This window comes from Kiloniella laminariae DSM 19542, assembly GCF_000374005.1.
Classification (GTDB): Bacteria; Pseudomonadota; Alphaproteobacteria; order Kiloniellales; family Kiloniellaceae; genus Kiloniella; species Kiloniella laminariae.
Window position 1 is genome coordinate 510,080 of the sequence record NZ_KB893135.1, and the last position, 17,801, is coordinate 527,880.

Consider the following 17,801-nt stretch of genomic DNA (forward strand, 5'->3'; position numbering starts at 1 on the left):
ATCATTATCATTAACTACCATTGATTGATATGACAGAACGCAAAAACACGTGTCAAATTTCCAAACACTCTCCGCAAACAGATGCGGGGCCGCCCGGCGACCCAAAGCAGCCCCCTATCTGTTTGCCGCAGGAACTGCGGCTGCGGCATTGGCTGTCGGCCTGTTCGGCCTTGGTATTGGCGCACAACCCATTCCTTTTTCTGAAATCATTCGTGTCATCTGGCTTCCTGATGACAGCGTCTCGAGCATTATTCTCTGGGAACTGCGTCTGCCCCGCATGATAATAGCCCTCCTGGCCGGTGCAGGACTGGCCGTTGCCGGTTATCTGTTACAAAGCATTACCAGAAACCCGCTGGCCTCCCCCTCTCTTACTGGGGTTACATCCGGTGCGGCCATGTTTGTGGTTCTGGCTTTTGTCTGTTTGCCCCACATGATCACCCCTTTCTATTATCCCTTTCTGGCGCTCCTGGGCGGGACAGCGGCGGCAAGCATCACCCTTTTTCTCAGCGGGCCTGGCTTGTCCTCGCCCCTGCGTCTCGCCCTTGCCGGGGTCTCTGTTTCTTTTCTGGCCGCTTCGGTAACGACGCTGACCCTGCTTTCTGCCGGGCCGCAAACCGGGACTCTGCTTTTCTGGCTCTCCGGTGGGCTTCAGGGGCGCAGCTGGACCCAGCTGGCGATTATGCTGCCCTGGGTTGTTCCTGGACTGGCTTGTGTTTTTGTCTGTCTGCGCCCGCTTACGCTCCTGTCTCTTGGCGATGAAGTCGCTCAGGCCATGGGGGCCAATGTCCGTCTCTGGCGCACATTGCTTGCCCTGTTGGCAATTTGCCTGAGTGCAGGGGTTGTCTCTGTTGCCGGCCCGATTGCCTTTGTCGGTCTTTGTGTGCCGCATATGGCCCGGATGCTTGGTGCCCGCACAACAGGGACTGCTGCCACGCTTTCTCTCACGCTTGGCGCACTGTTGCTGGTCAGTGCCGATCTCTTCGCCCGAACACTTGCCGCGCCACGGGAACTGCCAATCGGCATGATAACCGCCCTGATCGGCGGACCTATTTTCCTTGCCATTATCTATCGACAGAAGGCCTGAGAGCACATGCCACACGCTCCCTCTTCCGGCATATCCCCTGTTGCCAAGGGCCACGAAAAGCCACAGATACAGAAAATATCCGGATCCCCCACATCCAGCTGGGCGCTTGGCCTTGTTTTACTGTGCGTTCCTCTTGTCGTTATTCTGGCAATCTTTCTCGGTACTGTTGATCTTGAATCAACCGATACCCTGCTTGCCCTGTTGGGGGATGGCAGCCAGCGCAGCGACACCATCATCGCATCCCAACGTTTGCCCCGTGTCATTGTCGGCTTGCTCGTCGGGGTTCACTTTGCTCTTTCCGGTGCCTTGCTCCAGGCAATCACCCGCAACCCGCTTGCCGATCCTACTATTCTCGGTGTCTCTCAGGGGGCAACACTGGCTGTAATGCTTTTTTTAATGTTTGCCGTTTATGCCGGAAACAGTGATGGCAGCCAGCTTTTTGCCATCCCCGTGGAGTACCTGCCCCTGGCCGGGTGCTTCGGCGGACTGGTTGCCGGATTTGCGGTCTATCTTCTGTCCTGGCAAAGCGGCCTTTCTCCCTTGCGATTAACGCTGATGGGGATTGCTTTGGGGGCTGTGCTGCATGCCCTGGCCATGGGACTGCTGGCCGGATGGGGATCAACCCGGATGGAAAGTATTTTGCTCTGGATGTCCGGCAGTCTCTATGCCCGGGGCTGGGATCATCTGGTCTATCTCCTGCCCTGGACCCTGGCCAGCCTGTTTTTCCTGCCGTTACTCCGGCGCCCCTTACACCTGTTACAGCTCGAAGACGACTGCGCGGCCTCCTTTGGCCTTTCTGTCCCCCTCTGGCGCAGTCTCGCCCTGGCGGTCGGAGCCGGACTTGCAGCCAGTGCAGTTGGTGTGGTTGGCCCTGTCGGTTTTGTCGGGCTCGTCGTGCCACACCTCGCCCGTATTCTCTGCCGGGGCAACAACGAACGTTATTACATTTTCATCGTCGCCCTGCTCGGGGCCGGACTGGTGGTTGGATCAGATCTGATTGGTCGCCTGCTGCTCAGCCCCGATGAAGTTCCCGTCGGAATCATCGCTGCCTTGCTTGGTGTTCCGGTTTTTCTTGTCTTGCTCCGCCGTTATGGATGACCCTCACCATGCTCAGCTCCCTCCCCGAAACCACCGTCTTTTCTTCGGTCACCCCCAAAGACAACACCGCGATTTCACTCAACAATGTCACCCTGGGCTATAACAGCCAGCCAGTGGTGCAAGATCTTTCGCTGTCCCTTCAGCAAGGCAAGGTCAACATCCTGATCGGCCCCAACGGCTGTGGTAAAAGCACGCTGTTGCGCGCCATGGCCGGATTGCTCAAACCCGCCCGTGGCTCTGCTGTTCTGCAGGGGAAAGAACTGCACAGCTGGCAGCGACGGACGCTGGCCCGGGCCCTGTCTTTTTTACCCCAGGCTCCCGAAGTTCCTGAAAACATGACCATCGGCCAGCTGGTGGAACAGGGGCGTTTTGCCCACCGCGGCCTGATCAGTGCACTGACTGGCGAAGACCGGGATGCGGTCAGCTGGGCACTTGAACAGACAGGTCTTCTGGAATATCGCGACCGGTCAATGCGCACCGTTTCCGGTGGAGAACGCCAGCGTGCTTGGATTGCGACCGCGCTGGCCCAGCAGGCATCCATTCTGCTGCTTGACGAACCGACAACCTATCTTGATCTCGGGCATCAACTGGAGGTTCTTGAACTGTTACAGGAACTCTCGATGACACAAGGTTTGACCATTGCGCTTTCCCTGCATGAGATCAATCACGCCCTGATGTTCGCCGATAGCCTGACCTTGCTTGCCAAGGGGAAATTGCTCTACTCCGGACCGCCGCAGGAACTGGTGACATCCGGATTGATCGAAAGTGTTTTTGCAATCCAGGGGCATTATCTCAATATTCCCGGGCACGGCCCCTTGCATATCGCCACAGGCTCGCAGCGGCGCAAACGTCCCTCGCCTCTCTTTCGCACCGCCTGAATTTATCCCTCAGGCTATACAGCAAACAAAAAGGGCCGCCGATGCGACCCTTTTAAAACCTGCCGCCTGATCAGAAATCAGTCGATATCAAAGGTAATACCCTGGGCCAGTGGTAGAGAACGGGAATAGTTCACCGTGTTGGTCTGGCGGCGCATGTAGGCTTTCCAGGCATCAGAGCCGGACTCGCGTCCACCGCCGGTTTCCTTCTCGCCCCCAAAAGCTCCCCCAATTTCCGCCCCGCTCGGGCCGATATTGACGTTGGCAATACCACAGTCAGAACCGACATCAGACAGGAACTGTTCTGCCTCACGCACATCCGTGGTGAAGACACAGGATGACAGACCCTGCGGTACAGCATTCTGCATTTCAATTGCAGCATCAAAGCCTTCGTACTTCATGGCATAGAGGATCGGTGCAAAGGTTTCTGTCTCGACCACCGCGTTCTGAACCGGCATTTCAACCACGGCAGGACGCACATAATAGCCGTCCGGGAATTCAGCAGCCAGTTCACGATCTCCACCGTGGACTTTACCGCCCGATGCCTTGGCTGCCGCCAGCGCGGACTGCATGTTGTCGAAAGAACCCTGATCAATCAACGGACCGACCAGTGTGCCTTTTTCCAGCGGGTTGCCAACCTTGACCGATGCATAAGCTGCGATCACGCGCGGCATCAGCTGCTCATAGATGTCCTTGTGCACGATCAGGCGACGCAGGCTGGTGCAACGCTGACCGGCTGTTCCAACAGCAGAGAAAAGGATCGCACGCACCGCCATATCCAGATCAGCAGAAGGCGTCACGATCATGGCGTTGTTGCCGCCAAGCTCAAGAATGGAGCGGCCGAAACGGGCGGCAACCTTTGGTCCGACCTGACGACCCATCGCGGTACTGCCTGTGGCAGAAACGATCGGCACATCTTCGCTGCTGACCATGGCATCGCCGACATCGCGACCACCGATCAGCACATGATGCAGACCTTCAGGGGCATCATCACCAAAGCGGGCCAGGGCTTTTTCAAGAATTTTCTGACAGGCCAGAGCCGTCAAAGGTGTTTTCTCGGAAGGTTTCCAGATCACTGCGTTACCGCAAACCAGTGCCAGGGCCGTGTTCCAGGACCAGACCGCAACCGGGAAGTTGAAGGCAGAGATCACACCGCAGACACCCACGGGATGCCAGGTTTCGCGCATGTGGTGACCCGGGCGTTCAGACGCAATCGTCAAGCCATAAAGCTGACGCGACAGACCAACCGCAAAATCACAGATGTCGATCATTTCCTGGACTTCGCCCAGACCTTCTTCATAGATCTTGCCGCATTCCAGTGTCACCAGACGGCCGAGGTCTTCCTTCGCCGCACGCAATTCTTCGCCCAGCAGACGAACAAGTTCACCACGGCGCGGGGCTGGCACAGCTTTCCAGCTGTTGAAAGCCGACTTGGCAGAGGCGATCACAGCAGGAACGTCTGCCGCTTTAATTTCAGCCACAGCGGCAATTTCAACACCATCCACCGGAGATGTCACCTTCAGGGAGCCGCCGGTTGTTTCAGCCTGGGTCAGGCCCAGACGTTCCAGAATATCAGAATAGCTCATGCGTCTCTCCTTGAAGTATCAAACTGCGACAGTCCTGGTTGAGCTGCGCAGGATAGCATGTGTTTATCAGCCAATGTTCAGACCCGGCAAGACCTCGCTGCCCTGTTTTCCCCGGATTTACCAACCGTTAGCTGGATTGGATATTTTCTACAGTCGTAAGGTAATGCCAGTGCAAAGCCAGACAAAGCAAGAAATAATCGCAATCTCATGATATTATCTCATGACGTGGTCATTCTCATGTAATTTTTGCCTGTAAACTGTTGCCTCCTCTACCCTCTTAATTGTATAAAGAACCACCTTATTTTCTTTTTAGGCGAGGCTCCTTCAGAAATGACCTTTGACGATTGCAAGATCGCCGGAAGGGGCAGCGATGGCATGATCCCGGAGGATTTTCAGGAAAATTTTTCTGAAAAGAAGACTGCGGACTCCTTAAAAGAATGCCCCTTTCCGCTTCCGGCGAACTACAGCCTCAAGAGTCCTCCCGCAGCGCGACCTCCCCGTGTTGAGTGCCACCTCGACCAAACAAGGTTCATTCGACACATGACCTATGTCGGACATCTGCATACAGATCAGCTTCTGGTCGAACTCAAAGAGATATGGCAGCAGATCCCTGATCTGGAGCGCTATGACAATGTCATTGATCTGCGTTTCCACCGGGGCAATGCCGGCTGGCATACCGTCAAGGAAATCGGGGACCAGTGGGATCATCATTTCGGCGGGAAAGGCCCGAAAAGGCGCACGGCCTTTTTATCCGACCAGAAAAGCTTCAGTATCCTGATCAAGGCAATCAGGGCCGTTCTCCCGAACCAGATCTTCAACGTTTTCACCGACAGGGACAAGGCTGTTGCCTGGATCGAGAGCGAACGCCGCAAATAAATCAGGAATTTGGACTGGATCCGGGTAAAAATCTTGGTCAGACAAGCCCGATGGCGACATGGATGACAGGCGATGAAGTTTTTTCCTTAGCCACAGTTTCATCCGAAACAAGAAAGACCCGCCCGTTTTCACCAGTCAGATGACAGCTTTCCCCTGCTGCAAGCCGGAAATTCTGATCTCCAGCGACAAATATCGCTGCTGATGCGTTCGCGGGAACGTGAAAAAAGTCCGTTCCACCGGACAGCTCAATCTCCTGTTTTTCCAGGCCAGACTGCAACACAGCAACTTTTGCCCGGGCGTAGCGGCGGTCGGCCATGACATTAAAGTCTGTGATCGGTCCACCCGTCAGCTGTGACTCAACAGCGATATCACCTGCAAACTTAACCGGATGAAAGGGTTCTTCCAACTTCAAGTTCTCTTGTCCTGCCACCGCCAGAACCATCCCCTTTCCCTCCAGTATCATGAGACTGCGGTCGATATGGGGGAAGCAGGAAAAAGGCCCATCCTGAGCGACAGAGGCGATACTGATCCGCCAGAGAAACGGACTGTCATCCCGATCTGGCAAGCCGACAGAACTGTGAGATGCAACAGCAAGTTCAACGGTTGTTCCCAGACCGTTTTTCCACGGCATGTTTTTATAGTCTGCCACCCTCAGATGCTGTTTCATCCTGCCTGCTCTGTCTTGATCTCTGATAAAGAGTTCAGCATTACAAGAAAGCTTCCTGCCCGAACAGCAAAAAGAGGGACGTTCTTCTTTCTTCAGGCCGACAGTCTTGCATCGACATAGAAGGTATTGCGACGGGTCTGCTCCAAGGTGGTTTTTACCCGGTAGATTTCTTCGATAGACGAGAGCGCCAAGACCTTGCCGGGCGGGCCATCGGCCAGGATCTCTCCTGATCCCAGCAACACCAGCCGGTCGCAAAACTGCGCAGCCAGATTAAGATCATGCAAAGCCGCAATAACGATCGTACCGCGCTGTTTCATCACCCGACGGACTGTGGCGAGAATGGAAAGTTGATGATGTAAATCCAGAGCCGAGGTCGGCTCATCCAATAAGACCAGATCGGGTTGACGCACCAGTGTCTGGGCAACCGCGACCATCTGTGCCTGGCCCCCGCTGAGCTGGGAAATACCCTTGTCAGCCAGATGCGACAGTTCCAGTTCAACCAGAATATCGGCAACCCGGTCCAGATCATCACTGGAAACCCGCCAGCGGCTGGCCTGTTTCAAGGCCAGCAGGATACATTCAAAAACACTCAGCACGGCGTTACATCCATAGGCCTGCGGCATATAGGCCACCCGGCGGGAACGCTGTGCCCGCCCCGCAGTCACCAGATCAATATCTCCCAGACGGATCGTCCCCGTTCTGGGGCGGACAATTCCGGCGATTGATTTGAAAAGTGTCGATTTCCCCGAGGCATTCGGTCCGATCAGACCGACAAACTCTCCCGGCTTCACATCGGAAAGAGTAATACCTTTTAGAATCGTAACCTTGCCATATCCGGCATTCAGATCAGTAATATTCAAACTGCTCATGACAAACGCTCCCGACGACTGGAAAGAATAAGCGAAACAAACACCGGCACCCCGATCAGGGCCGTGATAATCCCGATGGGATAGATCACCCCCGGAGTGATCATCTTGCTGGCAAGAGAAGTCAGTGACAGAACCAGTGCCCCGACCAGAACCGAGAGAGGAAGAAAAAACCGCTGATCTTCCCCTACAATCAGCCGGGCAATATGAGGGCCGACGAGGCCGATAAAGCCGACAGTGCCAACAAAGGCCACCGCTGTTGCTGCCAGAATGGAAATGACAATCAGCATCTCGACCCGCAGACGCGCAACGTCAATGCCCAGGCTGAGCGCGGTATCATCCCCCATCCGTAATGCCGTCAACTGCCATGTCCGAAACAGACTGTAAGGCAGCGCAAGGCTGAGCAAAATGGCCCCCAGAGCAATCTTTTCCCAGCTTGCCCGTGCCAGCGAGCCCATCATCCAGAAAACTATCCGCGCCAGCTGATCTTCCGATGACATGTACTGCATCAAGGCCAGCGCGGCGTTAAAGGTAAAAAAGATCGCGATCCCGAACAGCACCATGGTTTCGGTGCCAACCCCTTTGACCCTGGTGGCGATCAGAATAAAACCGCAAGTCAGCAGCGCAAAAACAAAGGCATTGACCGTGACCAGCATATATCCGATCCCCGGAACAATGCTCCAGCCCAGCACGATCGCCAGCGCCGCGCCAAAGCTGGCGGCAGAAGAAACCCCGAGCGTAAAAGGTTCTGCAAGCGGGTTGTTCAGGACGGTCTGCATCTGTGCCCCGGACAGCGCCAGCAGACCGCCAACAAGGATTGCCGTCACCGCAACAGGCAAGCGGTAATCCCAGATAATCACTTCCATCTGGACACCATGCGCATTGCGATCCATCAGGGTTTCAAGAACCATAGGCAGAGGGAAATTCCCCGGGCCATTGGTCAGATCTACCAGAAAGCTGATCAGCAACAGCACAGCAACCAGTGCTAGGGCAAAAAATCGGTGCCCGACACGGGTTTGATAGCCCTGCCGGGTCAGGTTGACGTCGGTATTTGCCACCATGTTTTCCCTCCCAAAAGCACAGTGCCTCTTCTTTCACGAGGAGAGAAGAGGCACTGCTTTTACTTAGTTATTGTGGTGTTTCGAGAGATCCCCAGAAAATACCGCTGTACTCAATCGGCAGGAAACGTTCGTGCAGCTCGATGAAGGCCGCTTCCGGATCGAGATCGGCAAAGAGTTCCGGATGCATCCACTTGGCAAAGGCCTGCAGAGCCACGAAGTGGTAAGGACTGTTGTAAAACTGGTGATAGATCGAATGAAACTGTCCGTTTTTCACCGCCTTCAGCTCGCCCCAGCCTTTTCTTGCCGCCAGCCCGGCCAGACGTTGCTGTACCATGTCCCTGCTTGCATCATACCCAAAGAGGACAGCAATGTTATCAGGTTTCGCTTCGGCCCAGTTTGCCCCTGTACCAATGATGATGTCGGGGTTATCCGTAAAGATAACTTCCGGATTCACCTTGCCGCCGAAGCCCGGGAATTTGCGAGATCCCCAGTTAATGCCCCCGGCCAGATCAACCAGGCGCCCCATGTTCGCGCCGCCAAAAGTCCCACAACAATCATCTGGGTCATAACCCGCTCCACGTTCGACAAAGACAACCGGCTTGTCCTCATCCTTGATACCTTCTACCCGGGAGAACACAGTCATCATCTGTTGCTGATAGAAATCGAGATATTCATCGGCCCGGTCGCGCTGATCAAAAATACGCCCGAGGATCTGGATGCTCGGGGCCGTGTGTTGGGTCGGACGCTGCCTGAAGTCCAGAAAAACAACCGCCACGCCAGCTTTCTCCAGCTTTTCGATAATCCCGCTTTCCTGCGCTTTGAGCAGGTTACCCAGATTGAGGAAAACAACTTCAGTTCCCAGAGAAATCAGGGTTTCAAGACTGTATTCAGCCGCATAGGGACTCCCGAGGTTCTGGATATCTGCTGCTTTCGGGAATTTTTCCACGTACTTTCGGTAAGCATCAGGATCGTACTTGATCATGTCGTCTTTCCAGCCAACCACACGTTTGAAGGGGTTCTCCCGATCCAGGACCGCAAGGGAATAGATCATCCGTCCTTCGCCCAGAACGATCTTCGAGGGATTTTTCTCGACCTCGACACTCCGGCCAGCAATATCCGTGATCGTAATCTTTTCTGCCTGGGCAGTCGCCACATGCATTCCCAGACTAAGGGCTATCATTCCGGCCAAGGCTTTTGCCTTGCGGTTCACATTCCTGAATTTCATCAGTATTCCTTCCAACGTCTATAATTCCGGCAACTGAACAACGATAAAAATGCAGGCATCCCTGCTCATCAAGCAAAGCGCTCCCCTGAGCTGAATCAGCGATCCAGCCCACACATTTTCATTCAAAAGTATCGATAGAACGCACCTTACGGCAGGATAAATGAGAATGCAAATGATTCGCAAATTATGTTTGTAAGACGGGCAACATGACGAAAAATGAACAGAACACGACGCTTCAAAATCGAGCTATTGCAAAGTGATAAGATAAACTGTCTATAACGTTCCCTTGAAACTGGCTATAGAAACCGGATCAACAGAACGATACTGTTGGCTCTCTTCTTTTTTCCCGGATCAATCTGTCATGAACGACGCAAAGAAACCACTTTGGCTGGTACTGGCTCCCGTCATCTTTACGCTGCTCTGGGCCGGAGGCTATGGTGTCGCCAAGGTTGGTCTTCAATATGCAGAGCCCATGACCCTGCTTTCCCTGCGCTTTTCCACCGTGGTGATTTTGCTGGTCCCCTTTTACCTGTACCTGAGACCCGCTCTGCCCAAGCGTCGGGCTGACTGGCTCCATCTGGTTGTCGTTGGGGTTCTGGTCCAGGCGGTCTATTTCGGATTTTGCTGGTGGGCCTTCCGAACAGGTGTCTCGGCAGGTGTCCTGGCAATTTTCATGTCGCTCCAGCCCATACTTGTCGCCATTCTGGCACCAACCCTGGCCAGAGAAAACGTCAGCTGGAAGCGCTGGTTCGGCCTGTTGCTCGGGCTTGCCGGGGTTTTGATTGTTATCATCGCCCGATCAGATATCGAACCACCGACGGTCATCGGGGTTGGCTTCAGCATTATGGGCCTGCTCGGCATAACCAGCGGCGTGCTCTATGAAAAACGCTTTGGTGGCACTGCCCACCCCATCGTTGCCAACATTGTGCAGTACGCAGCCGGTTTCTCTGTCGTGTTTCCCATTGCCTTTTTCTTCGAGACCATGCAGGTCCAGTGGAACGGAGAATTTATTGCGGCGCTTGGCTATCTGGCTATTGGCAATTCCATTCTCGCCATCAGCCTGTTACTTGCCATGATCCGCGCCGGGGAAGTCTCCCGCGTGTCTTCCTTGATGTTTCTCGTACCACCGCTGGCCGCCCTGTTCGGCTGGCTGCTGCTGGGTGAAGAAATGCCGCCCGTCGCCTGGATCGGCATGGCCGTTGCTGCCGTCGGTGTGGCAATTGCCGCACACAAACGCCGGAAATCAGATCATGCTCCTATGGTAAAACAGGACAGGATGAAGGAAGTCTAGCTCTGCTGTTCCGCTACGCAAAGAGGGTGGCCGTTGCCACCCTCTTCTCACCTGATACGTTCATCAGATAAACGTTACTTTTTGATCGCTGCCTGTGCCGCTGCCAGACGGGCAATCGGCACACGAAACGGCGAGCAGGATACATAGTCAAGACCTGTGCGCTGGCAGAAGTGGATCGATGCGGGATCACCGCCATGTTCTCCACAGATGCCCAGTTTGATATCACCGCGGGTCTTGCGGCCACGTTCAACCGCGATTTCAACCAGCTCGCCCACACCTTCCTGATCAAGGGAGATAAAGGGGTCCTGTTCGATAATGCCACGTTGTTCGTAGGCACCAAGGAAGTTCCCGGCATCATCGCGTGACAGACCAAAGGTTGTCTGGGTCAGATCGTTGGTGCCAAAGCTGAAGAACTCGGCTTCTTCGGCAATATCACCCGCACGCAAGGCTGCACGCGGCAGCTCAATCATGGTCCCGACCAGATAGGTCATCTCGACACCTTCAGCTGCCATGACTTCCTTGGCAACCCGGTCAACCAGAGCCTTGAGAATTTCCAGTTCCTTCTTCATGCCCACCAGCGGGATCATGACCTCAGGACGCACGGTCTGGCCTTCTTCCTTGGCCACACGGGCGGTTGCCTCGAAAATCGCACGGGCCTGCATCTCATAGATCTCCGGATAGGAAATCCCGAGACGACAGCCGCGGTGCCCCAGCATCGGGTTGGATTCAGACATCTTCGCCGCCCGGGCATGCAGTTTTTCAATCGGCACACCTGCTGCATCGGCCACTTCCTGCATTTCCGCTTCGCCGTGGGGCAGGAACTCGTGCAAAGGTGGATCGAGCAAACGGATGGTCACAGGCAGGCCCGCCATGATCTTGAAGATCTCGACAAAGTCATCGCGTTGCATCGGCAGGATCTTGTCCAGCGCCTTGCGACGGTCTTCTTCGCTGTCCGACAGGATCATCTCGCGTACGGCGACAATACGATCCGCATCAAAAAACATATGCTCGGTCCGGCACAGGCCAATGCCCTCGGCGCCAAAGCTGCGGGCGGTGCGGCAATCATTCGGGGTTTCGGCATTGGTGCGGACCTTCATGGTACGGATCGCATCCGCCCAGGCCATCAGCTTGCCAAAGTTTCCTGACATTTCCGGCTGGATTGTCGGGATTTCACCAATCATCACTTCACCAGTGCTGCCGTCGATGGTCAGGATATCCCCGGCTTTGAGGGTCTGATCGCGCACAATGATGGTACCGTTCTTGTAATCCATGCGCAGTTCACCCGCACCGGACACACAGGGACGCCCCATACCACGGGCAACCACCGCCGCGTGCGAGGTCATGCCGCCACGTGACGTCAGGATACCCTTGGCTGCGTGCATGCCGTGAATATCTTCCGGCGATGTCTCGATCCGGCAAAGGATTACACTCTTGCCAGCATGGGCCATTTTCTCGGCTTCATCAGCGGAAAAGACAATCTGTCCCGAGGCCGCACCGGGAGAAGCAGGCAGGCCACGGCCAATGACATTACGTACGGCTTTGGGATCAAGCGTTGGATGCAAAAGCTGATCCAGAGCCGCAGGCTCCACCCGCATGACGGCTTCACGCTCAGAGATCAGGCCTTCATCAACCATATCAACAGCGATCTGGAGCGCGGCAGCAGTGGTCCGCTTGCCAGCCCGGGTCTGCAGCATAAAGAGTTTGCCCGACTGAACCGTAAACTCGATGTCCTGCATGTCACGATAATGCTGTTCCAGAATATGGCGCACATCGTCCAGCTGTTTGAACACTTCCGGCATGACCTCTTCCATGGCAGGCAGATCAGAACTCTGTTCTTCCTTGCCCTGGATGGTCAGGTTCTGCGGGGTCCGAATTCCGGCGACCACATCTTCGCCCTGGGCGTTGATCAGATATTCGCCGTAGAACAGGTTTTCGCCCGTAGAAGGGTTACGGGTAAAGGCAACACCGGTGGCACAGTCATCGCCCATGTTGCCAAAGACCATGGCCTGAACGTTGACTGCCGTGCCCCAGGCTGCCGGAATGTTATTAAGCTTGCGATAGGTCGTCGCCCGGGCATTCATCCAGGAACCGAACACGGCAGAAACCGCGCCCCAGAGCTGTTCGCGCGGGTCCTGCGGGAAAGGCTGTCCGTATTCTTCCTGGACGACCTTCTTGTACTGCTCGATCACGCCTTTCCAGTCATCAGCGGAAAGTTCGGTATCAAGGATCAGACCATTGTCTTCCTTGTGCAGCTCGAGAATTTCCTCGAAGAAGTGATGGTCAACTTCCAGCACCACATCGCTGTACATCTGGATAAAACGGCGATAGCTGTCAAAAGCAAAACGCTCGTCGCCGGATACCTTGGCCAGACCCGCGACCGTTTCATCGTTAAGACCAAGGTTGAGGACTGTGTCCATCATGCCCGGCATCGACGCACGGGCACCGGAACGGACAGAAACCAGCAGCGGATTTGCGGTGTCGCCAAAGCGCATGCCGACGATGTTCTCGATCTCGGCAACAGCTTCGTCAACCTGACCGGACAGATCGGCAGGATAGTTCCGGTCATTGTCATAATAGGCCGTACAGACTTCGGTGGAGATTGTAAATCCGGGGGGAACAGGCAATCCCAGAGATGACATCTCGGCAAGGTTAGCCCCCTTGCCGCCGAGAAGTTCCTTCATGTCGGCTTTGCCGTCAGCCTTGCCACTACCGAAACTGTAGACCCATTTGGTCATTTTCTCATCTATCCTTCTATTCGTGAGAAATCTGCAACCTGCCCCAGGATCACGCCAACCCGGGAAAGCAGGCCGAGACGGTTTTTGCGCAAGGAGGGATCATCATCGTTGACCGTTACCTTGTCGAAAAACGCGTCCATAGGAGGACGAAGACCGGCCAGGGCCGACATCGCCACTTTGAAATCTTCACTTGCGAGAGCTTTTACAGCCTCTCCTGAAGCTTTTTCCAAAGCCTCATGCAACGCCTTTTCTTCTGGCTGTTGCAGCAATGCGGCATCGACAGATCCGTCGTAGGCCGTTTTGTCTTTTTTCTCTTCGATGCGCACGATGTTCATCGCCCGGCGATAGGCTGCCAGAAGGTTCTCACCATCGTCGGTTTCCAGCAGCTCTGCCAGCGCAGAGACCCGGGCCAACAAACGCACCAGATCATCTTCGTCGCCCAGCTCGAACACGGCTGTGACCAGATCATGGCGTACGCCCTGGTCTTTCAGAGCGACCTTGAGACGATCGGCAAAAAAGGCCATCAGTGCATTGACTGTTGCAGCCTCAGCTTCGGTCAATTGACCTGAATAGGCCCCAAAGCTGTCTTTCAAAGCCTGAGTCAGGGAAATTCGTAGATTGTTTTCTGTGATCAGGCGGATCACACCCAGAGCCGCGCGACGCAAGGCAAAGGGATCTTTTGAGCCCGTTGGCAGTTCGTTAATGCCGAAGAAACCAACCAGTGTGTCCAGCTTGTCCGCCAGAGCCACAGCAACAGATATCGGTGCAGAAGGGCAACGATCAGAGGGACCAAGCGGCGAATAGTGGTCCGCGATGGCTTCGGCGACAAGAGGGCTTTCGCCATCATGTAACGCATAATACCGCCCCATGATGCCTTGCAGCTCAGGGAATTCCGAGACCATCCCAGTGCTTAAATCTGCTTTGGCAAGCTCGGCTGCACGGCGTGCATAAACCGGATTACATCCCGTTTGCTCGGCAAGAGAGCCAGCAAGATCCTGCACGCGGTTCATCTTGTCCGCAACCGTGCCCAGTTTGGCCTGGAACACGATGGATTTCAGCGCAGTAATCCGGCTGTCGAGACGGTGTTTTTTGTCCTGCTCCCAAAAGAACTCGGCATCGGACAGGCGCGACGCCAGCACCCGTTCGTTCCCGGCAATGATGGTCAGCCCCGCGTCAACCGCTTCGGTATTGGCAGCAAAGACGAACCTGTTCGCCAGCTTGCCATCCTTGTCCAGAACCGAGAAATACTTCTGATGCTCTTTCATTGAGGTTGAAAGAACTTCGTGCGGCACCGACATAAAGCGATCAAGAATCTTGCCCATCAGCACAACTGGCCATTCAACCAGCCCGGCAACCTCGGTCAAAAGCCCTGGGTCTTCCTTAAGAACAAGACCTTCCGCAGCACAGAGTTTGTCTGCCTGTTCCGCGATCAGCTTGCGGCGTTCCTCGGCATCGACCAGAACCTTGGCCAAACGCAGCTTGTGCAGGTAATCATCAAGGTTTTTAACCTCGAACCAGTCCGGTGCCAGAAAACGGTGCCCCCGGGTTTTGTTTCCAAAAGTCAGCTGCTGAGTGCCAAAATCAAACGATCCGTTCAGGGTTTGCCCGTCAAAAATCGCCAAAATCGAATGCAGCGGACGCACCCAGCGAAAGCTGTTGCGCGACCATTTCATCGACTTGGGCCAGGGGAAGGCTTTCAGCGTTTCGATAATGATATCAGACAGAACCTCGGCGGTTGCCCGGCCCTTGATCTGGTTCATCAGGAAATAGAAATCACCCTTGGGGGTTTCACGCACCTCGGCCTGATCAATCGAAGTCAGATTGTTGGCCCGCATAAAACCTTCGAGCGCCTTTTCCGGTGCGCCGACCTTCGGGCCTTTTTTCTCTTCGCTGACATCCGGTTGCCGCGCAGGCAAGCCGTCGACCACCAGTGCCAGACGGCGTGGCGTAACAAAGGCCCGGGCATCGGTAAAGACCAGACCAGCTTCTTTCAGGCGATCTGTAACCAGCTTTTTGAGATCATCAGCGGCCTTGCCCTGCATACGGGCCGGGATTTCCTCGGAATGGAGTTCGAGCAGAAATTCAGACATGAGCTAAACCCCTTCCATCTGGGTTTTGTACCAGGCTTCGCAACAGGCTTTTGCCAACTCGCGCACGCGACCGATATAGGCCTGGCGCTCGGTTACCGAGATCACGCCCCGGGCATCAAGCAGGTTGAAAAGGTGACTGGCTTTCATGCACTGGTCATAGGCAGGCAAGGGCAAAAGATTGCCTTTTGCCCGGCCATTTTTTTCCGCATTGGCTTCACCAAATTTCAGGATACGGGCACATTCGGCCTCGGCATCCTTGAAATGCTGGAACAGCTCGTCGGTTGAAGCGACCTCGAAGTTATAGGTCGAGAATTCGACTTCGGCCTGATGGAACACATCGCCGTAAGTCTTGCCGCCCTCTTCGGCTGGAACACCATCCCAGTCGAGATCGTAGACATTCTCCACACCCTGCACATACATGAACAGGCGTTCCAGACCATAGGTCAGCTCCAGCGGCACAGGATCACAGTCAATCCCGCCGACCTGTTGAAAATAGGTGAACTGGCTGACTTCCATGCCGTCGCACCAGACTTCCCAGCCCAGCCCCCAGGCACCCAGCGTCGGGCTTTCCCAGTCGTCCTCGACAAAACGCAGATCGTGTTTGGTCGGATCGATACCGATGGCATCAAGCGATCCAAGATAAAGCTCCTGCGAATTGGCAGGCGACGGCTTCATGATGACCTGAAACTGGTAATAGTGCTGCAGGCGGTTCGGATTTTCCCCATAGCGACCATCGGCCGGACGGCGGCTTGGCTGCACATAGGCGGCGCGCCAGGTCTGGGGGCCGAGGGACCGAAGTGTTGTCGCGGGATGAAATGTTCCGGCGCCGACTTCCATATCATAGGGTTGAAGAATTACACAGCCCTGCCGGGCCCAGTAGTCCTGGAGTTTGAGAACGAGTCTTTGAAAGCACTTTTCAGGGTCAACGATGACCTTGGGCTTTGGGACACCAGGCTGGGACATATTGTTTTCTGTCATTTTGCTGCAGTGCGAAAATTTGATTGAACTTATAGTGACCCGCGGAAGGAATCAACAGGCACCATGGCGGAATCCGAAGATTTTTTGTCGTTTCTAACCCGCGCCTCCACAGGAGCATTTGCTCTTTGCGGGAATATAGGCATGACAGGCCGGGCACTGGATCATATCCAGTGAACCGCTAATGTCCTGATTCTTTTGGCTGGACTGCCTGTTTTTGTCGCTGCCGCCGCTACCGGAGGTTGGACTTTGACCGCGACGTCCAATGGTTTTGAACACCAGATAGACACCGGCGATAACAATCCCCAGCACCAGTAATTTTCCCAGTGACGGTATTCCGAACATTATCCCTCACTTTTCCCGGCGACACCGACAGGTGTCTGGCAGGTTATTTATATAGATTCCCTGACAACAGAGATTTTCAACATTTGCACCTGAACTTGCCGAGAAGAGATGCAAATGTTGGAATCGAACCACTAGAGACCAAAGCGATTCCAGTGTGCCCGTTCCTCAACACTTGCCAGCAAGCCACTGGCAATATCACCCGGGTTCAGACCAGATATCCCGGCAACACCGGCATCAAGGCCCAGTTTGCCCTTCAGCCAGCTGCGTTTGCCTTCGACCTTGATCAGTTTGACCTTGTCACCAAACTCAAAGCGCATGATCTGGTGCAGCGAACCAAGCCCGTCGATCAGACCGTATTCCTTGGCGACTTTTCCGGTCCAGAACAGGCCGGAGAAAAGCTCTTTCTCCTCGCCTTTCAGTTTGGTCATCCGGCGTTCGCGCACCCATTCCATGAAATTTTCGTGGAGTTCAGTCAGGATTTTTTCCAGACGCTTCACATCGGCCGGCTTTTCCGCCTCGAAAGGATCAAGCGTGGATTTGAGATCACCCGCCGTGCGCACCCGGCGCTCGATACCGTGTTTCTTGATCAGTTCGGGAAAACCAAATCCAGCAGAGATCACCCCGATCGAGCCGATGATAGAAGAGTCCATGGCATAGATCTCGTCGGCGGCACAGGCCAGCCAATATCCACCAGAAGCCGCGACGTCCTCACAAAAGGCATAGACCTTCACTTCGTGTTTGTCCGCTAAATCACGGACCCGCCGACCGATCAGATCTGACTGCACCGGGGAGCCACCGGGGGAATTGATCGTCAGGGCAACAGCCTTGATGCCATCAATTTTGAAAGCAGCTTCCAGCTGATCTTCGACAGTTGCCAATGACAGGCCGGGACGCAAGGGGCCGCCTCCGCCGATCACACCATTAAGGGCAACAACCGCGACCTTGGCCGGAGGATTGCGGAAATGTTTGATCGGAAGTTTCCGGAGCAGATTTTTGAACTTCATGACACGCCTTGGCTTGATTGTTT

General features: G+C 54.9%; 15 protein-coding genes. 5 read left to right on the top strand and 10 right to left on the bottom strand.

Annotation, left to right across the window (positions count from 1 at the left end):
• The first annotated feature begins 49 nt into the window (after positions 1 to 49).
• Genes B152_RS0107225 through B152_RS22880 form a run of 3 tightly spaced genes read left to right on the top strand, consistent with a single transcriptional unit; the run spans position 50 to position 3,060 of the window.
• Positions 50 to 1,084 (top strand): FecCD family ABC transporter permease, encoded by a 1,035-nt coding sequence (locus B152_RS0107225; protein ID WP_020591737.1) that lies wholly within the window; start codon positions 50 to 52, stop codon positions 1,082 to 1,084.
• 6 nt (positions 1,085 to 1,090) lie between these two features.
• Entirely contained in the window at positions 1,091 to 2,182 is a 1,092-nt protein-coding gene (locus B152_RS0107230) for a FecCD family ABC transporter permease (RefSeq protein ID WP_020591738.1), read from the top strand.
• Positions 2,183 to 2,190: 8 nt separating this feature from the next.
• Complete coding sequence (locus tag B152_RS22880) at positions 2,191 to 3,060, top strand: ABC transporter ATP-binding protein (protein ID WP_157230941.1); 870 nt, start codon at positions 2,191 to 2,193, stop codon at positions 3,058 to 3,060.
• Positions 3,061 to 3,137: 77 nt separating this feature from the next.
• Here the strand turns inward: B152_RS22880 and amaB are convergent, their stop codons facing one another.
• Positions 3,138 to 4,643, bottom strand: coding sequence for an L-piperidine-6-carboxylate dehydrogenase (gene amaB / locus B152_RS0107240; protein ID WP_020591740.1), 1,506 nt, complete (start codon positions 4,641 to 4,643; stop codon positions 3,138 to 3,140).
• A gap of 330 nt (positions 4,644 to 4,973) precedes the next feature.
• Between amaB and B152_RS0107250 the strand changes: the two genes are divergently transcribed.
• Entirely contained in the window at positions 4,974 to 5,519 is a 546-nt protein-coding gene (locus tag B152_RS0107250; RefSeq protein ID WP_020591742.1) for a hypothetical protein, read from the top strand.
• A gap of 37 nt (positions 5,520 to 5,556) precedes the next feature.
• Here B152_RS0107250 and B152_RS25170 read toward each other — a convergent pair whose 3' ends face one another.
• The 4 genes from B152_RS25170 to B152_RS0107270 form a co-directional block, all read right to left on the bottom strand.
• A complete protein-coding gene (locus tag B152_RS25170; RefSeq protein ID WP_020591743.1) occupies positions 5,557 to 6,186 on the bottom strand; it encodes a HutD/Ves family protein in 630 nt (209 codons plus the stop codon).
• A gap of 92 nt (positions 6,187 to 6,278) precedes the next feature.
• Entirely contained in the window at positions 6,279 to 7,055 is a 777-nt protein-coding gene (locus B152_RS0107260) for an ABC transporter ATP-binding protein (protein WP_020591744.1), read from the bottom strand.
• A complete protein-coding gene (locus B152_RS0107265) occupies positions 7,052 to 8,113 on the bottom strand; it encodes a FecCD family ABC transporter permease (protein WP_020591745.1) in 1,062 nt (353 codons plus the stop codon). The genes B152_RS0107260 and B152_RS0107265 overlap by 4 nt, the downstream gene beginning before the upstream one ends.
• Before the next feature lie 67 nt (positions 8,114 to 8,180).
• On the bottom strand, positions 8,181 to 9,338 hold the full coding sequence (locus B152_RS0107270) for an ABC transporter substrate-binding protein (protein WP_020591746.1): 1,158 nt from the start codon (positions 9,336 to 9,338) through the stop codon (positions 8,181 to 8,183).
• Between the two features lie 361 nt (positions 9,339 to 9,699).
• On the opposite strand from B152_RS0107270, the gene B152_RS22890 reads away from it, so the two are divergent.
• The gene (locus tag B152_RS22890) at positions 9,700 to 10,629 is read left to right on the top strand and encodes a DMT family transporter (protein ID WP_020591747.1); all 930 of its coding nucleotides are present in this window, start codon (positions 9,700 to 9,702) and stop codon (positions 10,627 to 10,629) included.
• Positions 10,630 to 10,703: 74 nt separating this feature from the next.
• On the opposite strand, the gene ppdK is transcribed toward B152_RS22890, so the two are convergent.
• The 5 genes from ppdK to B152_RS0107300 form a co-directional block, all read right to left on the bottom strand.
• Positions 10,704 to 13,364, bottom strand: a complete 2,661-nt coding sequence (gene ppdK / locus B152_RS0107280; RefSeq protein WP_020591748.1) for a pyruvate, phosphate dikinase — start codon at positions 13,362 to 13,364, stop codon at positions 10,704 to 10,706.
• A gap of 8 nt (positions 13,365 to 13,372) precedes the next feature.
• Complete coding sequence (glyS, locus tag B152_RS0107285; RefSeq protein ID WP_020591749.1) at positions 13,373 to 15,454, bottom strand: glycine--tRNA ligase subunit beta; 2,082 nt, start codon at positions 15,452 to 15,454, stop codon at positions 13,373 to 13,375.
• A 3-nt stretch (positions 15,455 to 15,457) separates the two neighbouring features.
• Positions 15,458 to 16,417 carry a glycine--tRNA ligase subunit alpha gene (locus B152_RS0107290; protein WP_020591750.1) on the bottom strand — a complete coding sequence of 320 codons (960 nt, stop codon included), beginning with the start codon at positions 16,415 to 16,417 and terminating at the stop codon, positions 15,458 to 15,460.
• Positions 16,418 to 16,525: 108 nt separating this feature from the next.
• Positions 16,526 to 16,774, bottom strand: coding sequence for a hypothetical protein (locus B152_RS0107295; RefSeq protein ID WP_020591751.1), 249 nt, complete (start codon positions 16,772 to 16,774; stop codon positions 16,526 to 16,528).
• A 131-nt stretch (positions 16,775 to 16,905) separates the two neighbouring features.
• Positions 16,906 to 17,778 (bottom strand): S49 family peptidase, encoded by an 873-nt coding sequence (locus B152_RS0107300; RefSeq protein WP_020591752.1) that lies wholly within the window; start codon positions 17,776 to 17,778, stop codon positions 16,906 to 16,908.
• Positions 17,779 to 17,801 lie beyond the last annotated feature (23 nt).